General features: G+C 46.5%; 27 protein-coding genes. 3 read left to right on the top strand and 24 right to left on the bottom strand.

Annotated elements, in window-relative coordinates:
• Positions 1-38: 38 nt before the first annotated feature.
• Both DW835_RS10600 and DW835_RS10595 read right to left on the bottom strand, forming a co-directional pair.
• Positions 39-1,721 (bottom strand): DAK2 domain-containing protein, encoded by a 1,683-nt coding sequence (locus DW835_RS10600; protein ID WP_022312914.1) that lies wholly within the window; start codon positions 1,719-1,721, stop codon positions 39-41.
• 13 nt (positions 1,722-1,734) lie between these two features.
• Positions 1,735-2,094 carry an Asp23/Gls24 family envelope stress response protein gene (locus DW835_RS10595; protein WP_022312913.1) on the bottom strand — a complete coding sequence of 120 codons (360 nt, stop codon included), beginning with the start codon at positions 2,092-2,094 and terminating at the stop codon, positions 1,735-1,737.
• Positions 2,095-2,356: 262 nt separating this feature from the next.
• On the opposite strand from DW835_RS10595, the gene rpmB reads away from it, so the two are divergent.
• On the top strand, positions 2,357-2,542 hold the full coding sequence (rpmB, locus tag DW835_RS10590; RefSeq protein ID WP_022155072.1) for a 50S ribosomal protein L28: 186 nt from the start codon (positions 2,357-2,359) through the stop codon (positions 2,540-2,542).
• Positions 2,543-2,629: 87 nt separating this feature from the next.
• On the opposite strand, the gene DW835_RS10585 is transcribed toward rpmB, so the two are convergent.
• Genes DW835_RS10585 through DW835_RS10570 form a run of 5 tightly spaced genes read right to left on the bottom strand, consistent with a single transcriptional unit; the run spans position 2,630 to position 5,132 of the window.
• Positions 2,630-3,190: a hypothetical protein gene (locus tag DW835_RS10585; RefSeq protein ID WP_117466314.1), complete on the bottom strand. Its 561-nt coding sequence runs from the start codon at positions 3,188-3,190 to the stop codon at positions 2,630-2,632.
• 11 nt (positions 3,191-3,201) lie between these two features.
• Complete coding sequence (locus tag DW835_RS18010) at positions 3,202-3,345, bottom strand: hypothetical protein (protein WP_022312912.1); 144 nt, start codon at positions 3,343-3,345, stop codon at positions 3,202-3,204.
• A 55-nt stretch (positions 3,346-3,400) separates the two neighbouring features.
• Complete coding sequence (locus DW835_RS10580) at positions 3,401-3,826, bottom strand: GerW family sporulation protein (protein WP_022312911.1); 426 nt, start codon at positions 3,824-3,826, stop codon at positions 3,401-3,403.
• Positions 3,827-3,849: 23 nt separating this feature from the next.
• The gene (locus DW835_RS10575; RefSeq protein ID WP_118731083.1) at positions 3,850-4,815 is read right to left on the bottom strand and encodes a DUF2953 domain-containing protein; all 966 of its coding nucleotides are present in this window, start codon (positions 4,813-4,815) and stop codon (positions 3,850-3,852) included.
• Positions 4,809-5,132, bottom strand: coding sequence for a hypothetical protein (locus DW835_RS10570; RefSeq protein ID WP_117466318.1), 324 nt, complete (start codon positions 5,130-5,132; stop codon positions 4,809-4,811). Before DW835_RS10570 ends, DW835_RS10575 begins: the two co-directional genes overlap by 7 nt.
• Positions 5,133-5,257: 125 nt before the next feature.
• Here DW835_RS10570 and DW835_RS10565 point away from each other — a divergent pair, with 125 nt between their 5' ends.
• Complete coding sequence (locus tag DW835_RS10565; RefSeq protein ID WP_147353714.1) at positions 5,258-6,310, top strand: HD domain-containing phosphohydrolase; 1,053 nt, start codon at positions 5,258-5,260, stop codon at positions 6,308-6,310.
• A gap of 25 nt (positions 6,311-6,335) precedes the next feature.
• Here DW835_RS10565 and DW835_RS10560 read toward each other — a convergent pair whose 3' ends face one another.
• The 13 genes from DW835_RS10560 to DW835_RS10500 all read right to left on the bottom strand — a co-directional run bounded on the left by DW835_RS10560 (position 6,336) and on the right by DW835_RS10500 (position 22,757).
• On the bottom strand, positions 6,336-6,776 hold the full coding sequence (locus tag DW835_RS10560; protein ID WP_022312907.1) for an NUDIX hydrolase: 441 nt from the start codon (positions 6,774-6,776) through the stop codon (positions 6,336-6,338).
• Between the two features lie 20 nt (positions 6,777-6,796).
• Positions 6,797-8,296 carry a penicillin-binding transpeptidase domain-containing protein gene (locus tag DW835_RS10555; protein ID WP_243037130.1) on the bottom strand — a complete coding sequence of 500 codons (1,500 nt, stop codon included), beginning with the start codon at positions 8,294-8,296 and terminating at the stop codon, positions 6,797-6,799.
• On the bottom strand, positions 8,283-9,608 hold the full coding sequence (locus DW835_RS10550; RefSeq protein WP_118731081.1) for an FtsW/RodA/SpoVE family cell cycle protein: 1,326 nt from the start codon (positions 9,606-9,608) through the stop codon (positions 8,283-8,285). Before DW835_RS10550 ends, DW835_RS10555 begins: the two co-directional genes overlap by 14 nt.
• Positions 9,609-9,627: 19 nt before the next feature.
• Positions 9,628-11,853 (bottom strand): U32 family peptidase, encoded by a 2,226-nt coding sequence (locus tag DW835_RS10545; protein WP_118731080.1) that lies wholly within the window; start codon positions 11,851-11,853, stop codon positions 9,628-9,630.
• Between the two features lie 72 nt (positions 11,854-11,925).
• Positions 11,926-12,327 (bottom strand): cell division protein ZapA, encoded by a 402-nt coding sequence (locus DW835_RS10540; protein ID WP_022312903.1) that lies wholly within the window; start codon positions 12,325-12,327, stop codon positions 11,926-11,928.
• A 126-nt stretch (positions 12,328-12,453) separates the two neighbouring features.
• Complete coding sequence (gene ruvB / locus DW835_RS10535; protein ID WP_022312902.1) at positions 12,454-13,443, bottom strand: Holliday junction branch migration DNA helicase RuvB; 990 nt, start codon at positions 13,441-13,443, stop codon at positions 12,454-12,456.
• Between the two features lie 15 nt (positions 13,444-13,458).
• Positions 13,459-14,085, bottom strand: a complete 627-nt coding sequence (gene ruvA, locus DW835_RS10530; protein ID WP_118731079.1) for a Holliday junction branch migration protein RuvA — start codon at positions 14,083-14,085, stop codon at positions 13,459-13,461.
• A gap of 122 nt (positions 14,086-14,207) precedes the next feature.
• On the bottom strand, positions 14,208-16,013 hold the full coding sequence (locus DW835_RS10525; protein WP_118731085.1) for an ABC transporter ATP-binding protein: 1,806 nt from the start codon (positions 16,011-16,013) through the stop codon (positions 14,208-14,210).
• A 253-nt stretch (positions 16,014-16,266) separates the two neighbouring features.
• Positions 16,267-17,286 (bottom strand): ketol-acid reductoisomerase, encoded by a 1,020-nt coding sequence (gene ilvC / locus DW835_RS10520; protein WP_118503785.1) that lies wholly within the window; start codon positions 17,284-17,286, stop codon positions 16,267-16,269.
• Positions 17,287-17,380: 94 nt separating this feature from the next.
• Complete coding sequence (gene ilvN, locus DW835_RS10515) at positions 17,381-17,899, bottom strand: acetolactate synthase small subunit (RefSeq protein WP_022312898.1); 519 nt, start codon at positions 17,897-17,899, stop codon at positions 17,381-17,383.
• 126 nt (positions 17,900-18,025) lie between these two features.
• Positions 18,026-18,514, bottom strand: a complete 489-nt coding sequence (ilvN, locus tag DW835_RS10510; protein ID WP_022312897.1) for an acetolactate synthase small subunit — start codon at positions 18,512-18,514, stop codon at positions 18,026-18,028.
• Between the two features lie 21 nt (positions 18,515-18,535).
• Complete coding sequence (ilvB, locus tag DW835_RS10505) at positions 18,536-20,152, bottom strand: biosynthetic-type acetolactate synthase large subunit (RefSeq protein ID WP_022312896.1); 1,617 nt, start codon at positions 20,150-20,152, stop codon at positions 18,536-18,538.
• Between the two features lie 52 nt (positions 20,153-20,204).
• Positions 20,205-22,757, bottom strand: coding sequence for a homocysteine S-methyltransferase family protein (locus DW835_RS10500; RefSeq protein WP_347559374.1), 2,553 nt, complete (start codon positions 22,755-22,757; stop codon positions 20,205-20,207).
• Between the two features lie 111 nt (positions 22,758-22,868).
• Between DW835_RS10500 and DW835_RS10495 the strand changes: the two genes are divergently transcribed.
• Positions 22,869-23,363, top strand: a complete 495-nt coding sequence (locus tag DW835_RS10495; protein WP_118669126.1) for a hypothetical protein — start codon at positions 22,869-22,871, stop codon at positions 23,361-23,363.
• Positions 23,364-23,473: 110 nt separating this feature from the next.
• On the opposite strand, the gene DW835_RS10490 is transcribed toward DW835_RS10495, so the two are convergent.
• The 4 genes from DW835_RS10490 to DW835_RS10475 form a co-directional block, all read right to left on the bottom strand.
• A complete protein-coding gene (locus DW835_RS10490; RefSeq protein ID WP_022312893.1) occupies positions 23,474-23,764 on the bottom strand; it encodes a hypothetical protein in 291 nt (96 codons plus the stop codon).
• Positions 23,765-23,827: 63 nt separating this feature from the next.
• A complete protein-coding gene (locus DW835_RS10485; protein ID WP_118539715.1) occupies positions 23,828-24,262 on the bottom strand; it encodes a DUF2752 domain-containing protein in 435 nt (144 codons plus the stop codon).
• The gene (locus tag DW835_RS10480) at positions 24,240-24,692 is read right to left on the bottom strand and encodes a DUF4190 domain-containing protein (RefSeq protein WP_118503778.1); all 453 of its coding nucleotides are present in this window, start codon (positions 24,690-24,692) and stop codon (positions 24,240-24,242) included. Before DW835_RS10480 ends, DW835_RS10485 begins: the two co-directional genes overlap by 23 nt.
• Positions 24,693-24,726: 34 nt before the next feature.
• Positions 24,727-25,161 carry a TM2 domain-containing protein gene (locus tag DW835_RS10475; protein ID WP_022312890.1) on the bottom strand — a complete coding sequence of 145 codons (435 nt, stop codon included), beginning with the start codon at positions 25,159-25,161 and terminating at the stop codon, positions 24,727-24,729.
• Positions 25,162-25,270 lie beyond the last annotated feature (109 nt).

The raw sequence follows: 25,270 nt of genomic DNA, 5'->3' as shown, positions 1-25,270 counted from the left end.
TTCGTGGATTTTGCCAATGTATTTAACTAACTTTCCATTTACTCTACAGAAACAGTATAGTAATAAATAGGTTGTCCGCCATACTGCAGTTCAATATCGCATGCAGGATAAGCCTCTTCCAGATCTGCACGCAGTGCTTCAGCAGCATCTTCTGCCACATCACAGCCATAGTATACGCTGATCAGTTCGGAATCCTCATCTACCAGCTCGGCGATCATATCACGGGTCACCTTTACCATATCGGTGCCAACGGCTACAATACCCTGATCACCGATACCCATGAAGTCATCCTTCTTGATCTCCTTGTCATCGATCACGGTATCACGTACCGCATAGGTAACCTGGCCGGTCTTGACATTCTTGATCTCACGAAGCATGGTCTCTTCATTCTCTTCCACAGACAGCTCAGGAACAAAGTTGATCACAGCAGTGATACCCTGAGGAATCGTCTTGGTGGGAATGACTAAAAGCTCCTTGTCAGTCATCAGTTCCGCTGCCTGATTGGCTGCCAGAATGATGTTCTTGTTGTTCGGAAGCACGAAGATTGTCTTCGCATTCACCTTGTCTACTGCATCCAGAATATCTGCGGTACTGGGGTTCATGGTCTGTCCGCCCTCGATGATATAATCCACACCGAGGCTCTTGAACAGTTCACTCAGGCCGTCACCTACAGAGACTGCCAGAAATCCTACTTCCTTGGGAGGCTGTGCAGCCTTCTCTTCTTCCGCTTTCTTCTGCGCTGCTTCTTTTTCGGAGAGCTTGAACAGCTTCTCCTGATGCTCTAAGCGCATATTGTCGATCTTCATGTTGGATAATGCACCATACTTCAATGCCTTCTGGATAGCCAGACCGGGATCATTGGTATGTACATGTACCTTGACCACATCGTCATCCGCAACACATACGATAGAATCACCAATGGACTCTAAAAATGCCTTGAAATCCATCTCTGCTTTTACGTTGAAAGGCTTATTTAACAGAATGATGAATTCGGTGCAATAACCGAACTTGATCTCTGCCTCTGCCTGTACTTCCAGAGAACTCTTGGTATCCTCTGCCTTCGCAGTAGCTGCGGGAGCTACAGTCAGATCGATCTCCTTACCTAAGAATGCGTCATACGCACCACTTAAAACTTCTACCAGACCCTGTCCGCCGGAATCCACTACGCCTGCCTGCTTTAATACGGGCAGCATCTCAGGCGTCTGGCTCAGTACGTAACGGGCATGTTCGATCACAGATCCTAAAAACTGCTCCAGATCCTCTGCACCATCTTCACACAGCTCCTTTGCCTTATCGGAAGCACCTCTTGCTACCGTAAGGATCGTACCTTCCTTCGGCTTCATAACAGCCTTGTATGCGGTCTCCACCGCTTTATCAAATGCACGGGTCAGAACAGGAATATCCAGAACCTGCTCTTCCTTGATGCTCTTGGTAAAGCCACGGAACAGCTGGGACAGGATAACACCGGAGTTACCTCTGGCACCACGCAGGGAACCGCTGGAAATAGCCTTGCACAGGGCAGCCATATCTGCATCCTCGCCCAGTGCGGACACTTCTCTTGCAGCAGACATGATCGTCATGGTCATATTGGTTCCGGTATCTCCGTCAGGAACGGGGAATACGTTCAGTTCGTTGATCCATTCCTTTTTATTCTCTAAATTCTTGGCGCCGGCTAAGAACATCTTGGAAAGCATCTTAGCGTCGATTTGTTGTAAAGCCACAATTACTTCCTCCTTAATCAATCACTCTTACACCTTCAACAAAGATGTTGATCTTTTTGATCTCAATACCGGTAAACTCTTCCACTTTGTATTTTACGTTGCTGATCAGATTGTCGGTGACAGCCAGAATGCTGACGCCGTAAGCTACGATCACGTGGAAGTCCAGAACCAGTTTATTGTTGTCCAGGGACACATTGATGCCTCTGGTGATGCTGTCCATCTTAAGCAGCTTTACCAGACCATCCTTCATGCTGACTCCGGCCATACCTACGATACCAAAGCACTCTACCGCCACGCTGCCGGCATACTGTGCAATGACTTCATTATCAATGACAATATTTCCCATATGGGTATTCATAGAAGAACCTTTCATATAGAACCTCCTTCATATTCGGATCACTTGTTTCTTCCGATATGTCTGCCTGAAAATCTACAGTTCAGACATATATAAATGTATTTTAACAGCTTTCCTTTGAAAAAGAAACAAGAAAATAAAAAAAATAAATATTTTTTGCTTGCTTTTATTTTGGTTTTCTGTTAATATATCAATGTTGTGAGCATTTCACATGTATTTTATTGAAAAAAATTGTTTAAAAGTAAGCGTAAGATGCGCGTTAGATCGAGGAGGTGTCAAGATGGCTAAATGTGATATTTGCGGTAAGGGCGTTCATTTTGGTAACAACGTAAGCCATTCTCATAGAAGAAGCAACGCAATTTGGAACTCTAATGTTAAGAGCGTTAAGTGCAAGGTTAACGGCGGAGCTAGAAGAATGCATGTCTGCACCAGCTGCTTAAAATCTGGTAAAGTTGAAAGAGCTTAATCTTCTGCGATAATATTGGATTTTAAAAAGCCAGAAATGAAATTCATCATTTCTGGCTTAATTTTTTGCTTGTAATTTTCCATGCAGTTACCAGAACCGCTCTTCCTGTTTCCGTTTCAGATATTCCTTGTTGATCTGTCCGGCCAGTTCACCGTCACCGAACAGGTTGTCCGGATGAAAGATCTTGATCAGATCCCGGTATCTCTTCCGTAAAGCCAGCGGATTATTGACTCCCCGGAATAAAAGCTGTACCGCTGTAAAACTGCCTTCTCCGGGATCCTGCCCTGTGGCCTGCTGTTCTCTGGCTTCCTCTATGAGTATCTGCCGTTCCTGTTCGAACTTCTTCCGGTCTTCTTCCAGCTGTCGGAACCCCTCCTGTAAAATGGCCATTTTCTTCTCAAAAAACAGATTCTCTTCCTTCAGCCGTTTCCGTTCCATGATTGTACGGCGGTTTAATTCATCCAGCTCGTCCCGCAGTTTCACCCGCTCATCCAGAAATTTGTTCCGGGCCTGTTCCAGTTCCGTACGCTCCTGCTCCAGCTCTGAGCGTTCCTGTTTCAGACGCATATTTTCCTGGAAAAGCCACAGTTTTATTTCTTTCAGTTCTTCGGTACTCTCTGCCTTAATGACCTCTTCCCAATCAATCATACTGCACCCTCTTACTCGCAACCACAGAAAAGATAATACCCTGCAAATAATAAAAGTGCTACCATGATCAAGCCGATAAAACGGTTATGGATCACAAGCATGAGCAGCATGCCGACAGCCACAAAAAAGAGTATCAGACCAATGATCTTCTTCATCTATCAAACGGATCCAGACTGTTCTCACTTTATTATATGCAGAGTATTTTAAATATTACTTGTCTTCTGTAGTTTTCTCTTCCTCTTCAGGAAATGCGATATCTACCACTTCCGCATCGGACATTTCTTCTTTTTCCTTCGGCTGGGTAAATTTATCTACGATATCGGGAATCATATCCAGAATCTTGGTGACTGTATCCTGATTCTTGATATTTACCAGCTTGGTGGAACCGTTTTTGATGACCAGAACCGCACTGGGGGTCATCTTACCGCCTAAGCCTCCGGCTCCGGATGCGGATTTTTTCTCGGAATTATTGCCGGCTCCGGCACCGACACCAAAGGTGACATCCACAAGCGGCAGGATGATCGTATCGCCGATCTTTGTAGCCTCACCGACTACGGTTTTAGTGGATAATACGGTATCCATACCCTTCAACAGGGATTCTACAACGCCCTGAAACTGATTCTCTTTGTCTGCCATAACAAACCTCCTGTTTTACACTGTTATTTTTTCTGTGTCTTCTGATATTGTCTGATTTTATGCAACAATTCCCGTAATCGCCGATCTAAAAGCAGTCGGACGGAATGGAATAATACACAGGCCGCGGTAAAATGTCCGGAAGCCTTGAAATCCCCTTCCAGAATCGCCTGTTCAAAATCCGGGGTAATGCAGATCCCCTTTCCCAGATTCGGAAGCACCATTCCGTAGATACCATACAGATATCCCGTAGTATCCGGAGAACCGGTGCCGACCGTGGCATTGACCGTAAGATTTCTCGGGCGCAGCCGCTTCCAGATATGTCCGAAACGTTTCCCGGCATGTTTCAAAAGTCCCTGGGTATCCGGGTCATTCCACAGGTTCTTGTAAAATGCAATGTTTTCCAGAATATTTTTGATTTTATCACAAATCTTTCGGACTGTGTACCGGATTCTTGTAAAAAATGCGTACAGACGATCCGTAGTCTTCCCGGGAGCTTCTCCCGCTGGCTCTGGTGTTCCCGGTTCCGGGATTCCGGAATCCTCCCTTTCCGCAGCAGACTCAACATCTGCGGCCGTTGCCGAGAATGCCGTGGGATCTTCTGCTTCGATCAGCTTAGGCGTCCCGACAGATTCCGGGGTATGTTCTTCTGTTGTCTGCTCCGCAGAAGCGGGTGTTTTCTCGTTCCCTGTCGTTTCCGTCGATGTCCGGTCTGTTTTCTCCGGCTTCTCTACGGAAGAATCATATAGCGTAAAGAATAAAAACTTTACGCAAATTTTCCCGGGATCAGGATAATCGCAGTTCATCCGCAATAGACCGAACAGCCATTTTACTCTCGCGGTGATCCAGAATTCCTCTGCCGTACGCTTTCCGGCAGCTTTGTAAGAAATCGGAAAGAACAGAACCAGGAGAATTACCACCAGTGCGATTCCCAACAGGATCAGAAGCACGATCCCAAGAATACTCAATATTTTAAAAAGAATCGTCAACATAGTAAATACTCCCGCAGATTACAGTCCCCTCTGGCTTTCAGGCACTCTCCGGTGATCCGTTCGATCAGCTGCAGCGCATCCTCGTAGCCGGAAGCCATACCGAGAACGAGAAATTCTTCGTCCTTATAATGAGGCTGTACCAACTGTCTGGCATCAAAAATATCCAGCTGATCCGCCGGATTTCTGGCCGGAGTGATCAGATATACATTGGCCAGAAGAGGCTTTTTATTCAGTCTCTTTTTTAGTTTATCCAGTTTTTCCGGTGCGATGCCCTCTCCAAGATAGAGATTTTGCGCAAACTTCAGCTTTCCTGCCATACACAAGTTCCTTAAATCTTTTTCTTCTAGTATAGCATAGTTTCCTTTATATTACAATTTTTGTTACTTGACTTTTTAGCATGATATTTTATACTTGAATTAGTACAAATGAGGAGGATACAGCCTTGAAGGTTATTACTAAAATGGAGTTACAGCCGGATATGGTCCTGGGGGAGGACATTCTGGATCAGGATCGTGTGATCTACCCTGCAGGAACCACCATCACTCCGCAGATCATTGAGAAATTGAAACGGTACAATCTGGTATGTGTCACCATAATGGAAGATGTTGATTTCGCCACTACACATTATGCCAAGATTCGTTTTGATACTAATTTCAAAGCATTCGAACGTGCTTATCCGTTGTTTTTGGGACAATATAAATTAGCCATGAAACAACTGCTGATCATGGGAAGAAAACCGGCGGATATTATTCTGCTGACAATTTACAACGAATTGTATTATTATATTACTTCCGGCCCGGTACTGTTAGACTATCTGTACAATCTGATGCCCAGTGAGGATGAACTCACCTATACCCAGGGACTGAATGCCGCTCTTCTGGCGGGGACCTTCGCTGACTGGCTGGGAATGAGCGAAGAAGAGAAAAATACCCTGATTCTCTGCGGTTTCTATTATGATATCGGCAAGCTGCAGCTGCCCTATGAACTGTTATGGAAGCCCGGCAAACTGACGGATGAAGAATTCAAAGTTATCAAGACTCATCCTGTAGTCGGTTATACCACCGTACGTAATCAGGATCTGAATGAGCATGTGAAAAATGCTGTGATCATGCATCACGAACGACTCGATGGCAGCGGCTATCCTTACCATATGTCCGGACAGAGAATTGATGTCTTCGCAAGGTATATTGCCATTATTGATGCCTATATTGCCATGGCGTCTCCCAGAACCTACCGTAATGCGTTGACACCGTTACAGATTCTTGGGAATTTCGAAAAGAGTCTGGATAAATATGACGTGGAATTATTGATGCCGATCATGAAACGTATTGCAGATGCCCAGATCGGAACCAGCGTGGAACTGAATGACGGAAGCATCTGGGAAGTACTGATCATTCATCCCAACAAATACTCCCGTCCCATTTTAAAAAATGATAAAAACGAATTTGTTGATCTCTTGCAGAGACCGGATCTGGAAATCGTCAAGAATGTTTAAAAATATTTCAGAAAAGCAGGAATAATCAATTTTTCCATTGATTATTCCTTTTTCTTTCCTGATAATCCGCATAGGCTTTTTCCAGAATCTGCTTTTCATTGGCAAATTTCAGAAGATGGTATGCTTCATGATATTTGTAAAAGCCGGAATCCACAAAATACTCTTCTCTCTGGGGCTTGCTGTAATAGCTGTCCGTTCCCATCAGATACCAGTGGACTTCCTTCTCCACCACATCTTCCGGTACGGTAAAAGAATACTCGCTTCTGCCGATATAATCTACAATGTATGCCTTGGAACCGCTTTCCTCCAGCACTTCCCTGAGTGCGGTCTCCTCATGGGTCTCCCCGGCTTCGACGGTACCCTTCGGCAATACCCAGCCTTCATATTTATTCTTAATGTTCTTATACAGCAGCAGGATCTTCCCACGGAAGATCACAACGCCACCGCAACTGGTAGCCTCTATCATGATTCTTTTGACTCCTCCGATCACTCTTTCTGGTTGAAGTAAGCATCAAACAGACGTCTTGCAATGGGAACTGCGTAATCACCGCCACTTCCTGCACCCTCTACGATAATGGTGACACAGACTTCCGGGTCTTCTGCGGGAGCAAAACCGGTAAACCAGGCATGGCTGTCACCCTTGATATTATTGTATTCCGCAGAACCTGTCTTACCGGCAGCCGTATAGTTTAAACCTCTTAACTTGGAAGCAGTTCCCTCTTCCACAACATCGGTCATCAACTGTTTCAGAATCGCAGATTCGTCCTCTGTCATCAGACGGCCGTATTCCGATGCCTTAAAGCTTTTTACCACAGTACCTTCATCATTTTCCACATGATCAATGACATAGGGTTTCATCAGAACACCATCGTTGGCAATGGCACAGGTGATCATATTCAGATGCATCGGTGTGATCTGGGTCTTACCCTGACCGATGGAGGTCTGCATCATTTCCGCGGAAGGTGTACTTTCGGAGACGATAGCCGAGCTTTTGGCATAATTCAGCGTAAGTGGCAGATCTTTATTGAACAAAAGGTCATTCAGTGTCTCCTGAAAAGCCTCTCTGTCCAGGCTCATTCCAATATTGGCAAAGGACGAGTTACAGGATTTTGCAAAGGACTTCTGAAAGCTGACCTGTCCGTGACTGGAACCGTGATAACAACTGATTTTGCTGTCTCCCACCCGGAAAGAACCATTACAGTTATAAGAATAATTCTGATACGTGGTGGGATTCTCCCGGATATATTCCAATGCCGTTACGATCTTGAAGGTGGATCCGGGCGGATAAAGTCCCTGGGTGGCGCGGTTCAACAGTACTGTACTGGAATCATTGTCGATCAGATCATCCCAGATCTCCGGAATGGTATTCGGATCAAAATCGGGATGCGACACCATTGCCAGAATCTTGCCGGTAGACACTTCCGTTACAATGATGGCACCACGGTAAATATCCAGCTGGTCGTTGGCCACCTGTTGGATCTGGACATCCAGTGTGGTATATACATTATCTCCGGGATTCTTTTTCCCGGCAGTATCGTTTTTCACTTTATTGCTCAGGGAGGTATTGGTGTTGATCAGATAGTAATTGGCCAGAGCCTCCACTCCCATGCGTCCCTGGGTGGAATAACCTACGATATGAGAAAACAGATTCTTATACGGATAGTTTCGAGTCTCCTCTTCATCCGCATCCAGTATCGTCTCTGCCAGAACATCCCCATCCCTGGAATAAATGGATCCGCGGTAATTGCGGGACAGCAGAATCTGCTGACGGGAATTATAACTGTTGTTGATCATATCCTGTTCGCTGGTTGCCACAAAATGACCCAGATAGACCAACAGGCACAAGAACAGGACACCGATGCTTCCGGCAGAAAGCCAGATTTCACGCTGGTTGCCCATACGTTTTCTGTTCCGGGCGTCCTTTTTGCGGTCGGCATCTTTTTTCTGTGTATTTTTCTGCGTATTCTGCGCCTTATTTTCTGCCACCTCTGCGCTCTCCTTCCTTCTGCAGGCGAATATAGATTCCCTGTATAATGAAAAACATGATCATGGTCGTCATGACGGAACTTCCTCCATAGCTGATGAAAGGAAGTGTCACTCCGGTCAGCGGAATGAACTTGGTACCGCCGCCAATGGTCAGGAATATCTGGAAAATATACATAATACCGATGCCGTATACGATCAGCTGATAGAATCTGTCATGAATGCATACTGCCACCCGCATCATTTCCAGAAAACTGCTGACACAGATCAGGATCAGACATATTCCGAAGATCACGCCCAGTTCCTCGCAGATGGAAGAAAAGATAAAGTCCGCTTCCACATAAGGAATCGCTGTGGGATTACCTTTTAACAGTCCCATGCCGAACCAGCTTCCACTGCCGATGGCAAATAATGACTGGGTGATCTGATAGCCTTTATTGTCAATATATTTCCAGGGATCCTGCCAGGCCAGTACTCTGACCCGTACATGATCAAACAGCTGATAAGCCAGATAAGAAGCCGCACCTCCGCCGACAAGTCCTGCCAGAAGATACAGATAATTTCTTGTGGCAGCAAAAACCACAAACACAAAGCCCACGAAAAAGATCAAAGCACTTCCAAGGTCCTTGGATACTACCAGGATCACCACATGGGCTCCCGCAATGATCGCCGTCAGAACGACTCTCTGGAAGGAGACATTTTCCCACAACGCTCCCGCCAGAAAGAACAGGAACAGGATCTTGACGAATTCCGAAGGCTGGAACGTGATTCCTCCCAGGGAAAATGAAATCTTGGAACCATGGGTCACCTCTCCCAGGATCAGCACCGTACTGAGCAGCGCAATTCCCAACGTGGCATACAGCCAGGTGATCTTCTTAAAAAAGTGGATCTTTCCCAGCAGATACGGAACCAGCAGGGAAAAGATCAGAGATACCAGTACAATCACATATTGCCGGATGGCCTTGTCAAAAGATAATCTCGATACGATGCAAAGACCGATTCCCAGAAGCATACACATATTATTCAGCAAAAGCTTGTTAATATTCTCGTAGATCAGCGATACCATCGTGATCGTAGCAAACAGAAAGATCAGTATAAATGCAAAGAAAAACAAGTACTGAAAATCTCCGCTGACAAGGGACAGGTTCAGAAAACAGAGGACCTGCACCAGAAACATCAAAAGATCCTGTAAAATAAATACTCCACGATGCTTCTCTCCCACCGGATACCGAAAGGTATAAAAACAGCTTGCCGTATATAACACCATAAAAAAGGCGATAAAATATTTGGATAATTCAATCACATATTCCTGCATGGATCCAAAACCTTTCTGTCTATTCTACTCCACGTTTTTCATGACCGGTGGTATATTCCCCATAGGGCAATTCCTTACGGGTACCGGCAAAATACTCCAGGACTTCCAAAGTCTCGGTCTCATTTTCCGTGGTAAAATCCAGCCGTCCGGTCACCAGGCCGCTCCATTTACATAATTCCTTGTGCAAGGAAAGCGGAACACTGTTATAGATCACATTAAAACAGTGGGTACAATTCCGCTGAACCGGAAATCTTTTATGATAGCGGTCGATCAGATCCAATGCCTTCGGATTCTCCTGCGGCTGACACCGGTCAGTGGTCTTCTGCACGCAGTTGGCGGTGACCATCATAGGGATCCTGCCGTATATTACTTTTTCCGCAGGAAACGCAGGATCCAGAATGTCCCTCTGCTCTGCGGCATTCAGCTCCAACGGCAGACAATAGCCGTCTAAAAATGCCTTCCAGAAATCCCGGCTGGTCCGGTTCCAGAGATACAGACTATGATCCCCATAGATTTCTTTTCCGGTAAAATTCCATTGTTTTAATAACGCGATATGTTCCATGTTTGCTGCCTGAAAGCCATTTATATATGCCAGATTTTCCAGCAGCAATTTCCGTAATTTTTCAAGATACTGCCCATCCCGCAGGCGCAGGATCTTCGGCAGAGCGATCACAGATTGGATCTCTTTTTCAGTAAGGCTTCTCAAAATCTTCTCCGCAGCGGACGGATCCTGTAACAGGAAATCCGCATCCAGATAGAGTCCGAGTTGTCCGGCGGTTCTGACCGGATCTTTCCAGAAGGATGAACTGCAAAAGCCCTGCCATTGTTCCGGGGTCCGTATCGTGATAGCCCATTTTTCATCGGATTTTTGAGACTTTATACTATCGTTTTTCCGAAAATCACCATCGTCAGCCAGTGTCGGAGCTTTTTCGGAAGTTCTCTCATAAAGGAAGCCGTTTGCAAGGATCACTTGTTCTTCCAGCAGGGAAAGTCCCTTTCGGCGTAACTCGTTGATAGCTTTTAACGGGTAGAAAGCATTGTCACTTACCCGGATTCCGATGGAGTCCTCCAGATGGAAGTGACTGTCGCCAAGTTTCCCAAGCTGTTTTGCTATATTTTCCTGTGTGATGGGCTGTCGGGAAGCTTCTTCTACCACATTCCCTTCTACGGTGACGGCACTCTCTCCGGTCCACAAATACAATTTTGCGGTCTCCCCGGTCAGAAATTCAGCCTGCATGGATACCGGAAGGGTCAGCCTGTGTTCCAGATGCTTCTTCCGGATATTCTGAAGCAAAGTCTCATCACTACCGCTGTAAGCCGGGCTGTCCAGAGTCACCATCTCCCCGCCGTTGTGCTTGTGATAATAACCATCCTGTCTCTCACTGCGAATATAGAGGCAGGAAAGCGTATGCATATCTGCCGCAGAAATCTTCTGAGGAGCTTTGGAATCCGCATAATACTGGTCAATATATTTGCGATAAATTGCCGTAACTCCGGCGGCATATTCCGGCTTCTTCATACGGCCTTCGATCTTAAAGGAGTCGATCCCTGCCTCCAGAAGCTCCGGAATATATTCAATGGTACACATATCTTTCAGGCTTAAAGGATAACATTCCTTCGGATGTTTTCCAGTGGTATAGGGCAGGCGACAAGGCTGGGCACAACGTCCTCTGTTGCCACTTCTGCCCCCCAGAATACTGCTGAACAGGCACTGTCCGGAATAGCAATAACACATGGCTCCATGGATAAAGCATTCGATCTCAAGCCCTGTGACTTCCTTGATCCTGCGGATTTCCGCAAGGCTCAGCTCTCTGGCGGGAACTACACGACAGGCCCCCTGTTCCTTCAGAAAAGCTGCCCCATACTCCCCTGTAATGGTCATCTGAGTGCTTCCATGGAGTTCCATCCCTGGAAAATGTTCTCTGAGATATGCAAACACTCCCATGTCCTGGATAATCACCCCATCCAGTCCGGCCCGGTAATAGGGCAATACATATTCATACAGTCCGGAAAATTCCGATTCTTTTACCAGTGTGTTTACCGTCAGATATACTTTTCGCTGAAAAAGATGAGCATACCGGATACAGGCAACCAGTTCTTCTTCCGAAAAATTTTCCGCATAAGCTCTGGCCCCGAAACGGCTGCCACCCAGATATATAGCATCCGCACCGGCATGGATAGCCCCGTAAAAGGCTTCCGCATTTCCGGCAGGTGCCAGTAATTCTACTTTTTTTGCTGCTTTCATAGATTTCAGATTTCCTCTATTGCATTCGATTCATATAAGCAAATAGCTGCCCGAAAACGGACAGCTATCAATTTATTTGTCTTTTAATTCTGTCTCCAGACGTACAATCTTCTTGGCGTCTTCATTTAACTGCTTTTGCAGTTCCTTCCCCTGCTTTTCTGCATTTTCCAGTTTGATCTGTGCTGAAATCAGTTCATGCTTCAGATCATAAAGCTCTTTTTCCTTGCCCTGCAGTTCTTCCTCCAGAATGGAGATCTGCTTCTTGGCTTTAAAATAATCATCTGCAATATTCAACTGGAGCAGAATGTTCTGCTTATCCAGAGGTTGTCTGCGAAAGCCGTCCAGCTTCCCGTATTCGGTAATCTTTCCATTGATGTAGGAAGCAATTTTCTGCATATAATCTTCACTTTCATAGCCGCTTAAAGTAAATACTTTTCCGCCTATGATCACTTCTGTATCTGTCTTAGGTGACATCTCCACACCCCTCTTAACACTCTTTTGAAAAACACAATATATGCCATTTACACAAAAATATAATACAAGATTTATTATATATCAGAATGTATAGGGTGGCAAGTAAAATTTCGTAAGCTGCACGTATCAATTCAGTCCCAGATGATGATAGGTAAGATCTGTGACTACACGGCCTTTGGGTGTTCTGTTCAGAAATCCGTTCTTGATCAGATAGGGTTCGTAGACATCCTCTATCGTACCGGCATCTTCACCGATGGCAGCTGCCAGGGTATCCAGACCCACGGGACCTCCGTCGAATTTCTCAATGATCGTGACCAGAATATTGCGGTCGATATGGTCCAGTCCCATCTTATCGACATCCATCAGATCCAATGCCGTTCTGGCTACCTCCTCGGTAATGATCCCGTCGTATTTGACCTGTGCAAAGTCACGGACACGTTTTAAGATCCGGTTCGCCAGTCTCGGTGTACCGCGGCTTCTTCTGGCCATTTCCTTTGCTCCGGCCGGTTCGATCTCCACGTCCAGGATCCGGGCGGAATGCATGATGATCTGCTGTAATTCCTCTATGGTATAAAATTCCAGATGATGGATCATGCCGAAACGATCCCGCAGAGGTGCAGTCAGAAGTCCGGCACGGGTGGTCGCTCCCACCAGAGTGAATTTCGGCAGCTCCAGACGCACAGATCTGGCACTGGAACCCTTTCCGATCATAATATCGATGCAGTAATCCTCCATGGCCGGGTACAGTACCTCTTCCACCTGACGGTTCAGCCGATGGATTTCATCCACGAATAACAGATCTCCCTCCTCCAGATTGTTCAGGATCGCCGCCATTTCACCGGGCTTTTCAATCGCAGGGCCACTGGTCACCTTCATATGCACACCCATTTCGTTGGCTATGATTCCTGCCAGCGTGGTCTTGCCCAGTCCGGGAGGTCCATAGAACAACACATGGTCCAGTGCATCTCCGCGCTGCTTTGCTGCGGTAATATACACCTTCAGGTTCTCTTTGATCTTGGACTGGCCGATATAGTCATCCAGTGTCTGGGGCCGCAGAGAGCCTTCCAGTTTGATATCTTCTTCTGTGATATTTGTCTCTATCATTCTTCTAGGCATAATTTATCCGGTTCCTTAAAACAATTTTTTCAGCGCAGCTTTCAGAATCGCGCCGGAATCCATGGTCTCCACATCCTCAAGGGCATTGACAGCCTTGAGGCTCTCTGCCTGTCCGTATCCCAGTGCCACCAGTGCTTCCACGGCTTCCTTTTTCTTCTCACTGTCAATGTGCAGGCTGCCGGCAGTCAGGATTCCCTGGGCTCCGCCTGTGGCGATCTCTCTGGAGATCAGTGTATCATCAATGGAGATCTTATCTTTTAATTCCAGAATCAGGCGCTGCGCCGTCCGGGCTCCCACTCCCGGGGCCCTGGAGATTGCCTTGGCATCCCCGGACATAATGGCAAACCGCAGATCATCTGCATCCATGACCGATAATATTGCCAGTGCTCCCTTTGGACCGATTCCGCTGACTGTAATGCACAACTTGAACATTTCCAGATCACTTCGGGAGAGAAAACCATATAGTAAAAAGGCATCTTCCTTCACATAGGTATAAGTGTAAAGCCGAACTTCTTCTCCGATTCCCGGCAGCCTGGAGGCTGTATCCGCAGAAATCCTTACATTGATGCCAAATCCGTTGACATCGATCACAGCGTTATCTACTGTGGTATCTTCCAAAAAGCCATTCACATATGCAAACATGTATACTAAGTCCTCGTCTTTCCTGTCCTGCAAATAGTAACCTGTAAAAATCGGCTACGATATGTTTATCATACCATAGCCGAACATATGTTTCAAGCAACTTTTCTGTTTTCTGATTTCCATCAGCTCTGAATCTGTTTCAACTGATAAAATTCTCCCTGCAGAGCCATAAGTTCTTCATAAGTGCCGTACTCTGCGCAGCGACCGTCTGCAATGACCGCGATCCTGTCGGCATCCCGGATAGTGGACAGTCTGTGGGCCACGATAAAGGTGGTACGCCCTTCTGTCAGATTGTTCAGCGCCTGCTGGATCAGCTTTTCTGAAATACTGTCCAGAGCCGAGGTGGCTTCATCCAGTACGATCACCTTCGGATCCCGGATCAGTGCTCTGGCAATGGAGATACGCTGTCTCTGACCGCCAGACAGTTTGCCGCCGTGCTCTCCCACCATGGTATCCAGACCCTTAGGCAGTGATGCGATCAGATCCGACAGATTGGCAGCTTTGATCACTTTCTGCAGTTCTTCCTCCGACACATTTTCGCAACCGTAAGTGATATTGTCACGGATCGTTCCGGAGAACAGGATCGAAGTCTGGGGAACTACCGCCAGGTGCTTTCGGTAGGTGCGTAGATCGATCTTACTGATATCCTTGCCATCGATCAGGACTTTTCCGCTTTCCGCCTGATTAAAACCGATGACCAGATTCAGGATCGTAGACTTTCCGGCACCGGATTCTCCCACCAGTGCAATAGTCTCTCCCGATTTCACATGAAGATTCAGATGGTTCAATACATTATGTTCGTTATTTTTATAATGGAAACATACGTCCTCAAAATCAAAAGTACCGGTCACCTGTTCCAGTTTTTCCTTGCCCTCATTATCTTCGATATCTTCAGATAACAATACTTCACCGATGGAATTGACGGATTCAATACCCTTGGCAATGGTAGGCAGCAGGGTGACGATGGAGGACACCTGATTGACTACCGTGGCAAAATAACTCTGGTACAATGTGATATCGCCTGCCTGAATTTTGCCGCCAATGGCCAGATATCCGGTAAATGCCAGACAGATCACCTGGAAGATCTGGAATACTGCCCAGCCCACCGAGCCAAACAATGCCTGGATCAGATCCAGTTTGTAGCCTTTTTCCGCCACAGCAAAAAGCTGGCCGCTCATTTTTGCCACTTCTTCGTCCTCCAGGGCATGTGCTCTGGTCACAGGCACAAGTTCCACCATTTCCATAACTCTGGCGGAAGTCTCTTCCATTTCCTTACGGAATTCAGTGTTCCGTTTTTTCATGATATTCCGGAAAGTGACCATGGTGATGGCTGCTACCGGTGTGGTCAAAAGGAAAAAGATAAATACGATCCGGCTCTTGCTGATGGTGACCACCAGCGCCACACCAATATTCAGCGCAATGTTCAGAATGCTTAAAAATAACTGTGTGGAAAGCCCCTCTACCGCTTCCACGTCACGCATGATCTTGGACTGCAATCGCCCGGACTGAGTCTCCACATGATAGGAAATGGATAACTGCTGAAGCTTTCGGATCAATGCTTTCCTCAGTCCCGTCTCCGCATAGCGGGTGGCCAGACTCTTGTAGGAAGTATACAGATAGTTCATCGGAATGTTCAGCAGGATCAGCCCTGCTTCCAGAATACTGTAAAAAATAATGTTCCGAAAAGTATCCGGGTTGTGGGATGTCACATCATTGATGATATTGGCCGTAATGATCGGCAGTACCCAGACGCAGGCATGCTTTGCAAAAAAGCAGATGACTGCCAGAACAAATTTATGATAATTTCCCTTGTACAGATGCACTAACGTCCGCAGAGGATGCCCCTGATTGTTCCGGTAACATTCGATAAACCAGCTTTCGGTATCCATTTTCTGCCTGGGAGAGGTTTTTGCTTCAAAATCTTTCATACCGCTTTTCATGCCTTTCCGTGATCTGCGCATTTATGTCTTTTCCTGTCCACAGATCTGTTTCATGTTTCAATGCCACGTTTCTATTTTTCGGGCTTACTTATTCATTTTATCGCAATTAATATGTATTTTCCAGTTTGTTTTTGCGGTTTTCCTTTGAAAACAACTGATTTTTTGTCAAAACAAGGCTGTGTCAGAACTTTTACATTCTTACACAGCCCTTTTGTCATAGCATTGGATTTTTTACAGTTGATTAGTTGTTGATCAGCTTATCACTCTCGTTGTTCCAGCTGTAAAGCTTACGGATCTCTTCGCCGACCTTCTCGGAAGGATGCTCAGCAGCAAGCTTTCTCATAGCCTTGAAGTGAACCTGCTTGCCTGCGGGAGACATATCTAACAGGAATTCCTTAGCAAAAGTACCATCCTGAATATCGGACAGGATCTTCTTCATGGTCTTCTTGGTCTCCTCGGTGATCAGCTTGGGGCCGGTGATGTAGTCACCATACTCAGCGGTGTTGGAGATAGAATATCTCATGCCTGCGAAACCACTCTGGTAGATCAGATCTACGATCAGCTTCATCTCATGGATACACTCGAAGTATGCATTTCTGGGATCGTAACCAGCCTCAACCAGAGTCTCGAAACCAGCCTGCATCAGAGCACATACGCCGCCACACAGAACAGCCTGCTCACCGAACAGATCGGTCTCGGTCTCGGTTCTGAAAGTGGTCTCCAGAACGCCTGCTCTTGCGCCGCCGATACCCAGTGCATAAGCCAGTGCCAGATCCTGAGCCTTACCGGTTGCATCCTGCTCTACAGCGATCAGACAGGGAACACCCTTACCAGCCTGATACTCACTTCTTACGGTATGTCCGGGTCCCTTGGGAGCGATCATGGTAACATCAACGTTCTTGGGAGGTACGATACATCCGAAATGAATGTTGAAACCATGAGCGAACATCAGCATATTGCCCTCTTCCAGGTTGGGCTCGATGTCGTTCTTGTACAGATCAGCCTGCTTCTCATCATTGATCAGGATCATGATGATGTCAGCACGCTTTGCAGCTTCTGCAGCGGTGAATACTTCGAACCCCTGTGCCTCAGCCTTTGCCCAGGACTTGGAGCCCTCGTACAGACCGATGATAACATGACATCCGGAATCCTTCAGGTTCAGTGCATGTGCATGACCCTGGCTGCCGTAGCCGATAATTGCGATAGTCTTACCCTCTAATAAAGAGAGATTACAATCTTCCTGATAAAAAATCTTAGCCATTTTCTTCTCCTCCGTTATGAGACATAAAATTTATAACTGATAGGGATCTTCCCTAGAGCTAACATAAAGTGTGAGGTCTTACGCCTGTCAGTCCTCAATCTTCAATATAGGTAACGTTCTCGATACCTCTTCCCAGACCTGTGATACCGGTTCTGGCAAGCTCCAGTACTTCGTACTCTTCCGTAAAACGCTGGATCAGCGCATTGACCTTGCTGTGATTACCGGTAAATTCAACAATCAGATTCTCCGCACCTACATCAATGATCTTCGCACGGAAATTGTTGGCAAGGAATTCTACCCCCTGGCGAATCTCCAGACGCTTTTCGGGATCTACTTTCACCTTGACCAGTACCAGTTCGCGGTACACGCTGTCATCCGGGTCCAGTTCCTTAATATCCCGGACATCCACAAGCTTTCCCACCTGCTTCTCGATCTGTTCCAGAATATCGTCATCTCCCGATGTCACAATGGTGATTCTGGTAAAACGGGGATCGGCGGTCACACCTGCCGTAATACTTTCGATGTTATAACCGCGACGGGAAAACAATCCGGCAATACGGCTCAACACACCTGAAGTGTTGTCAACCAACAGCTGAAATACTTTTTTCTGCATGAATATCTACCATACCTTTCGTATTTCTACAGCCGTCCTCCCTGACGGAGCAGCAACTGTATTCTTAATATAGCAAGATGACTACAGAATGTCAATTAGTGAATTTAACATTATGATTGATGTATTTTAATCATCATTTTCCGTGCATTTTGATAATGCCAAGGTTCCTGTTCGAGCTACTTCCACAATACTGATGGTCTGAAGCATCTTGATCAGAGTGTCGATTTTCTCCGGAGCATCGCAAATCTGCAGCATCATAAAGTGTTTTGACATATCTACGATCTCTGTTTTCATAATGTCACAGATTTCTATAATATCCCTACGATTATTCTTGTTATATTTAACTTTTAATAACATTAATTCCCGGGTATAGCACTGTTCCTGGGACAAAGTCTTCACTTTGATGACATCCAGTTTCTTATTCAGCTGCTTTTCAATCTGCTCTAGGGTACGCTCATCACCGGAGCTTACAATGGTCATACAGGAAACTGCATGGTCATCGGTCTCTCCCACGGCAAGGCTGTCAATATTAAAACATCTTCTGGAGAACAGACCGGCTACCTTGCACAGAACACCGGAACGGTTCTCTACCAATACGGAATATATTCTCTTCATTTTAAGTACAGCTCCCTTCCGTTATTTTACCAGATCCATCGGATCGATCAGACATTCTAACAGCATGGTATTGTCTTCCGCCAGAAAAGCGTCCAGAATCTCATCCACGTGTTCCATGTTGTTCAATCGCAGATACGGAATATCATAGGCCGCAGATAATTTCTCCAGATCCGGGCTTCCGGACAGATCCACGACAGAATAATGATCTTTGTAGGTATAGTGCTGGTATTCCCTTACCATACCCAGATAATTGTTCTTTAGCACGATGATCTTTACCGGGATATTGTGCTGTCTGATCGTAGCCAGCTCCATCATGGACATCTGAAAGGAACCGTCACCGCATACCGCAATAACCTGCTTATCCATGGCCGCTGTCTTGGCTCCCATGGCTGCCGGAATAGAATAACCCATGGTTCCCATACCGCCGGAGGTCAGGAATTTGCCTTTTTTCACAATGTGATAGCCACAGGACCAGATCTGATTCTGTCCCACGTCCGCCACATAGACGCCGTCCTCCTGCATCTTCTCGGAAAGTCTTGTGATAAATGCTGCAGGATCCACATAATCGGGATTGGGGGTTCTCTTCTTCTCCATGGTAGAACGATATTCATTCAATGTAGTGAGCCATTCCTCGTAGTTACAGTCAAATTCTTCTTTCTGAAAATCCTGGAAGATGTGTTTTGCATCACCTACCAGTGGAATGGAAGGACCCGCATTTTTGCCGATCTCCGCAGGATCCACGTCAATGTGCACCAGCACTTTGTTTCTTGTGATGAGATCCGGCTGACTGACCGCGCGATCTGCCACTCTGGCTCCCACCATGATCAGCAGATCCGATTCGTTCATGGCACGGTTGGCATAAGTCTTACCGTTATTGCCCACCATTCCATAATAAAGCGGATGTTCGGTAGGCATAACACCGATACCCATCATGGTGGACACCACGGGAATACCGTGTTCTTCCGCAAAGCTGCGCAGCTCCTCCTCGGCCTCACTGAGCAGGACTCCTCCTCCGGCACAGATAATGGGACGTTTCGCCCGCTCCAGCTCTTTGATAACCTTCTTGATCTGCACGGCATGTCCTTTGACGGTAGGCTTGTAGGTACGTAGATTCACTTCTTCCGGATAATGGAAATTTTTGATCGTTGCATTCTGGATATCAATGGGAATATCGATCAATACCGGCCCTTTTCTACCGGTATTGGCAATATAAAATGCTTCCTTGAACACTCTGGGAATATCATTTACATTTTTCACCAGATAGCTGTATTTTACAAAAGATTCCACGGCGCCGGTAATATCCGCCTCCTGGAACACATCACTGCCCAGCAGTTCACTGTTGACCTGACCGGTAATGCAGATCATGGGGATACTGTCAGCAAATGCCGTGGCAATACCGGTGATCACATTGGTGGCACCGGGGCCGGAGGTCACCGCACATACACCGGGTCTTCCGGTCATACGGGCAACACCGCTGGCCGCATGGGCCGCGTTCTGTTCTGTACGGATCAACACCGTTTTGATGTCAGAATCCAGAATGCTGTTGAAAAAAGGACATATGGCAACACCGGGATATCCGAAAACAGTACTTACCCCCTCTGCTTCCAGACATTTAATAATCGCATCTGCTCCAATCATTTTGCTTTGCTCCTTTATCTATACTCCATTATTTCTGTTGTTTCAGACTCTTTTACATCAGGCTTTTGGCCAGTTTCACGGCATCCGCCGCATCCTTGGAATAGCCGTCGGCACCGATCTCATCCGCATATTCCTGCGTAATGACAGCGCCGCCGATGATGATCTTGGCGGTGATGCCTTCTTCTTTTGCGGCTGCCACGATCTCCCTCATTCTCTGCATGGTGGTGGTCATCAGTGCTGACAGGGCAATAAATTCCGCATGATGTTCTTTCGCCGACTCCAGAATTTTCGCCTGCGGCACATCCTTGCCCAGATCGATCACATGGAATCCGTGGTTTTTTAACATCAGTGCCACCAGATTCTTGCCGATATCATGGATATCTCCTTCCACCGTGGCAATGACCACCACCGGCATTTCTTCTCCGGTGCCTCCGGTCTGCAGCAACGGTTCCAGCACCTCGATGGAATTCTTCATGGCTTCCGCACTGGCAATCAGCTGCGGCAGAAAATACTTGCCCTGATCAAAGAATTCACCTACCTGATTAATGGCAGGAAGCAGTACCTGATTCAATAGCTCCGCAGGTTTCTCTCCGCTTTCCAATGCTTCCTTCGTGATCTTTACAATGCCGTTACGGTTGCCTTTCAGTACCGCCGTCTTCAGCTTGTCCTGCATTTCATTGATCTGCGGACCGTTATCAGCAGTCGTTTCTTTGGCGGCATTGCCGGCAGTGCCTGTCTTGGCGGTTGTTCCCTGATTTTCCAGCAGTGCCAGTTTTTTTGCCAGTTCCGCTTCTTTCTCTTCTCTGCGCTCCCTGACGCCACCGGCGTACTCGATATAGCGAAGAGCGGCTTCTTGTTTGTTCAACAGCAGATCCGCAGCCAAAGCACAGCTCATCAGAAGTTCCTGGGAAGGATTGGCAATAGCCATGGTCAGTCCCGCCTGAATTGCCAGCGTCAGGAATGCGGTATTAACAAAACTTCTCTCCGGCATGGCGAAGGAAATGTTGGACAGACCGCAGATCGTGGCAAAACCGTTCTCTTTGCAATAGCGGATGGTCTCCAACGTTTCCAGTGCAGCTTTCGGATTGGCACCTACCGTTGCCACCAGACCGTCCACCACGATATCTTCTTTGCACATTCCCAGAGAAAGTGCCCGGTCATAAATCTTGTGAATAATCTCTTTCTTCTCTTCTATATCCTTGGGCAGTCCCGCATCCGACAAAGGAAGCAGGATAAACATAGCACCGTATTTGGCTACAATGGGAAGTAGTTTTTCAAATTTTTCCGTCTCCAGAGATACAGAATTGACCAGAGCACGTCCGGGATAATTACGCAGTGCAGCTTCTAAGACTTCCACGTAGCTGGAATCCAGGGAAAGAGGCAGGTTCGTGACACCGCTGACTTCCTCCAGAGCCCGAAGCATGCTGGCTTTCTCGTCGATACCGCTCATGCCCATATTGATATCCAGTACCTTGGCACCGCAGGCTTCCTGTTCTTCGGCAAACTGTATCACCTTTTCAAAGCTGCCCTCACGAAGCTGTGCCTGAAGTGCTTTCTTGCCGGTAGGATTGATACGTTCTCCCACAACAAAAAAGCCGTCATCCAGACCAAAGCTGTGGGTAATACGTTCGGAGGTCAGATACCGAATTCCATCCGGTCTTCGGGATGCTGCAACCTTCGCATCTGTACCAAATCGTTCATGGATCTGTCTTATGAATTCCGGAGTGGTACCACAACAGCCGCCAAGAATCGTAGCTCCGGCATTGACCAGTACTTCCATCTCTTCTGCAAACTCTTCTGCTTCCATGTTGTAGCAGGTAGTTCCGTTTTCATCCAGAAAAGGAAGTCCGGCATTGGGTTTTGCAATTACAGGAATTCTGGTATGGGATACCATCTCCGAAATAATGCTCTCCATCTGAGCCGGACCAGTGGAACAGTTGGCACCGATAGCACTGGCCCCCAGGCTTTCCAACACAATGGCCGCCGTTTTCGCATCCGTACCGAACAAAGTTCTTCCATCCGCTTCAAAGGTCAGTGTAGCGATTACCGGCAAATCACAGACTTCTTTCGCCGCGATCAGTGCCGCTCTGGTCTCCGCCAGGCTCATCATAGTCTCCACCACCAGAAGATCCGCCCCGGCATCCACCAGACAAAGAATCTGCTCTTTATAAATATCGATCAGTGTTTCCAGATCCATTTTTCCCATGGGCTTTAACTGTTCACCAGTCATTGTGAGATCACCGGCCACATAAACCGGATGTCCCGGAGTACTCTCTGCCGCTTTCTTCGAAATAGCCACCAGATCACGAATCATGGAAGTCATATTTTTTTCCAGATGATATTCTGCCAGTTTGACGCGATTGGCGGTAAAGGTAGGGGCATACAGGATATTGGTTCCCGCCTGCACGTAATCCTTCTGTAATTGCAGCATGACATCCTGATGCTCCAGGATCCACTGCTCCGGGCAGACGCCGGAAGGCATTCCTGCCTTCACCAGATTGGATCCTGTAGCGCCGTCCAGATATAAAATATGGTCTTTACTTAACGTAATAAATTCTTCTCTTGTCATAGTTCTCTTTTCCTGTATCTTGATTCTTTTAATCATACCACAATGTCCTTTTATTCGTAAAGGGGACGTTTTAACATTATAAGGTTGCGTAAAACTGCAGAATATGATAAATTTTTAGATGGATCAAATGATTTGGAGGATATAATTTTGAAGAAAAAAATACTTGCCCTTACGGCCGGACTGCTGACCGCACTTACGCTTACCGCCTGCGGAAAGGATCCTGCGCTGACACAGTTTAAGGAGGAAATAGATTCTTTTTGTACCAAGATCTCCGATATAGATACCGAGATCAACAACGTAGACGCGACATCCGAAAATGCCACCGATGAACTTCTCGGTTATCTGGATCAGCTGGACAGCGCTTTTCAGGATTTTGCAGCGTTGGATTTTCCTACTGAATTTGATTATCTGGAATCTCTTGCCGATGAAGCAAGCGAATATATGACCACTGCGGTAGAGAGTTACCACGATGCCTATGATAACGGTGGTTACAATCAGCTGACCGCAGACTATGCAAAGGAAAATTATGCCAGAGCTTACAAGCGGATCCAGATCATCATCACTTTCCTGCACGGTGAACAGCCCGAAGATGTAAATCTGACCACTGCAGAGGAAACAGCGGCTGCTTCTGCTGCAGAATAGTTACAATTTTTTAATAATCACAGAAACGTGCGCTGCCAGGCGCACCCATAAAAAGAATCCCCGATGTAATGAACACCGGGGATTCTTTTTATGACTTATTGTCATTTTTATTATTTTAAAATCTTGATCTGGCCGATCAGAGGAACTTCCTTCTCCTGCTCCTGGCAAGCATAAATCAGACCCATGATCCAGCATACAAACAGAAAGATGCTTAAGATAGTGCCAACAATACCACCTACATAAGGAATGTAGTTGATTACTGCTGCAACGATCTGGCCGATCAGAATAACCAGAGCCTGATTCAGATGGAACTTAGCACCCTCTTTGTCACCTGCGCAAAAAGCAACGATCCAGCCGATCCAGGTAATGTAAGCAATGATACCCGTAGTTTTTTTATTCATGTTTTCTCCCTCTGCACTTTTGTGCGATAAAATATTCTGTATATGTAAAAAATGCAAATACAGTCATAATGTAATGTGAAACTTCAGAAGCAAAATATTCTTCAGAATAAAGTTCCCTATCATGATCCCTACCGCCGCATACAGATGCCATTCATGAAAGCGCCAGCCTTTGATCCTGCCAATATGTAATCTGGCAAGGGTCTGACTTAGCATAAAACCTCCAAAGATAACAACAGTATACGTAACCAGTGGATGATACCAGGTGGCCAGTAGCGGATGTCCAGTAAGCAGTGCACTTACCGCTCTCGTTCCACCACAGCCGGGACAGTAAATCCCAAATAATCGATAGACCACGCAGGTATATCCCTGCAGTCTCGGAATGATTATATGAAGATACAGAAAGCTTCCGATGCTTCCGACCAGCAGAAATATCCATCCTGCAATATAAAGCTGATCTTCCAGGCTCCGCTGGTTTTTAGTAGTAGTTTGCAAGTTCACTCATAAATGCTACAGAAAATACAGCAGCTAAGATTGTAATGATAATTCCCAGTACAATACCAATGATAGAACAGATCAGTCCAGCCTTTGCCAGGCCGGTCTTGCCCTGCTTGTTGGCAAATACTGCGCAAATGATACCACCGATTCCAAACAGTGCGCCGATCCATCCGGTGCAGCATCCAAGTACGATGGAAAGGATACCCAGTACCAGGCTGACAATAGCCAGTACATTGTTTTCTTTGTTCTCCGGCTGCTGTACAGGAGCTGTTGCAGCTGCCTGAGGCTGTACATTTGCGGTATAATCCTGATAATTGTTCACAGGCTGTTCTGTTACCGGGGTCTCCTGTACAGTTTCTGCTGCGGAGCTTACTTCTGTTGCAGTAGTATCTACTGTAACATTGTTTTCATTTTCAAAATTCTGTCCGTCCATTTTCTCCTCTTTCTGGCCTGGAAAAGGCCTGATATTAATCTGCCAGGGGATTACCCTTGCCGTCTGTGTCGATCTTGCCGGTCAGGATCATGATACCTTCTACCAGTCCCCAGATACCTACACCCATAACAATGAATACGCCGACTACCACACAGCATAAAAGGATTCCCACGATGGAAAGTACCAATTGGGTAACTGCCTTACCGGTATAGCCAAGATAGAAATTATGTACGCCGAACGTACCAAGGAAAATTGCCAACAGACCGGCTACCAGTTTGGATTTTGCATCCGGTGCCGGTGCCTGCTTATTGGCTACGCCACAGTTTAAACATACTGCTGCATCCGGAGCTAAAGGCTTACCGCAGTTATGGCAGTAATTATTCCCCTGTCCCTTGGCCACACCGCACTTTACGCACATCACAGCTTCGTCTGTCATATAAGGCTCGCCGCAATTCTTACAAAAGTACATTTATTCTTCCTCCCTCTTTTTTGTTCCTGACTCATTTCTCAGTCATTACTGTACATTATACAGGATGTTTGTATATTTTACCAGTGTTATTTTCACATTATAGGCTCTC

Origin of the sequence: Clostridium sp. AM34-9AC, from assembly GCF_003480225.1 — a bacterium.
Taxonomy (GTDB): domain Bacteria; phylum Bacillota; class Clostridia; order Lachnospirales; family Lachnospiraceae; genus Acetatifactor; species Acetatifactor acetigignens.
This window is presented reverse-complemented; position numbering and strand designations above follow the sequence as displayed.

What these genes read in the sequence shown, in the direction of transcription:
- DW835_RS10595 (WP_022312913.1), bottom strand. Translation starts at nt 2,094, where the DNA reads ATGAAAGGTTCTTCTATGAATACCCATATGGGAAATATTGTCATTGAT.
- rpmB (WP_022155072.1), top strand. Translation starts at nt 2,357, where the DNA reads ATGGCTAAATGTGATATTTGCGGTAAGGGCGTTCATTTTGGTAACAAC.
- DW835_RS10585 (WP_117466314.1), bottom strand. Translation starts at nt 3,190, where the DNA reads ATGATTGATTGGGAAGAGGTCATTAAGGCAGAGAGTACCGAAGAACTG.
- DW835_RS18010 (WP_022312912.1), bottom strand. Translation starts at nt 3,345, where the DNA reads ATGAAGAAGATCATTGGTCTGATACTCTTTTTTGTGGCTGTCGGCATG.
- DW835_RS10580 (WP_022312911.1), bottom strand. Translation starts at nt 3,826, where the DNA reads ATGGCAGACAAAGAGAATCAGTTTCAGGGCGTTGTAGAATCCCTGTTG.
- DW835_RS10575 (WP_118731083.1), bottom strand. Translation starts at nt 4,815, where the DNA reads ATGTTGACGATTCTTTTTAAAATATTGAGTATTCTTGGGATCGTGCTT.
- DW835_RS10570 (WP_117466318.1), bottom strand. Translation starts at nt 5,132, where the DNA reads ATGGCAGGAAAGCTGAAGTTTGCGCAAAATCTCTATCTTGGAGAGGGC.
- DW835_RS10560 (WP_022312907.1), bottom strand. Translation starts at nt 6,776, where the DNA reads ATGATAGAGGCTACCAGTTGCGGTGGCGTTGTGATCTTCCGTGGGAAG.
- DW835_RS10550 (WP_118731081.1), bottom strand. Translation starts at nt 9,608, where the DNA reads ATGCAGGAATATGTGATTGAATTATCCAAATATTTTATCGCCTTTTTT.
- DW835_RS10545 (WP_118731080.1), bottom strand. Translation starts at nt 11,853, where the DNA reads ATGAAAGCAGCAAAAAAAGTAGAATTACTGGCACCTGCCGGAAATGCG.
- DW835_RS10540 (WP_022312903.1), bottom strand. Translation starts at nt 12,327, where the DNA reads ATGTCACCTAAGACAGATACAGAAGTGATCATAGGCGGAAAAGTATTT.
- ruvB (WP_022312902.1), bottom strand. Translation starts at nt 13,443, where the DNA reads ATGCCTAGAAGAATGATAGAGACAAATATCACAGAAGAAGATATCAAA.
- ruvA (WP_118731079.1), bottom strand. Translation starts at nt 14,085, where the DNA reads ATGTTTGCATATGTGAATGGCTTTTTGGAAGATACCACAGTAGATAAC.
- DW835_RS10525 (WP_118731085.1), bottom strand. Translation starts at nt 16,013, where the DNA reads ATGAAAGATTTTGAAGCAAAAACCTCTCCCAGGCAGAAAATGGATACC.
- ilvC (WP_118503785.1), bottom strand. Translation starts at nt 17,286, where the DNA reads ATGGCTAAGATTTTTTATCAGGAAGATTGTAATCTCTCTTTATTAGAG.
- ilvN (WP_022312898.1), bottom strand. Translation starts at nt 17,899, where the DNA reads ATGCAGAAAAAAGTATTTCAGCTGTTGGTTGACAACACTTCAGGTGTG.
- ilvN (WP_022312897.1), bottom strand. Translation starts at nt 18,514, where the DNA reads ATGAAGAGAATATATTCCGTATTGGTAGAGAACCGTTCCGGTGTTCTG.
- ilvB (WP_022312896.1), bottom strand. Translation starts at nt 20,152, where the DNA reads ATGATTGGAGCAGATGCGATTATTAAATGTCTGGAAGCAGAGGGGGTA.
- DW835_RS10500 (WP_347559374.1), bottom strand. Translation starts at nt 22,757, where the DNA reads ATGATTAAAAGAATCAAGATACAGGAAAAGAGAACTATGACAAGAGAA.
- DW835_RS10490 (WP_022312893.1), bottom strand. Translation starts at nt 23,764, where the DNA reads ATGAATAAAAAAACTACGGGTATCATTGCTTACATTACCTGGATCGGC.
- DW835_RS10480 (WP_118503778.1), bottom strand. Translation starts at nt 24,692, where the DNA reads ATGGACGGACAGAATTTTGAAAATGAAAACAATGTTACAGTAGATACT.
- DW835_RS10475 (WP_022312890.1), bottom strand. Translation starts at nt 25,161, where the DNA reads ATGTACTTTTGTAAGAATTGCGGCGAGCCTTATATGACAGACGAAGCT.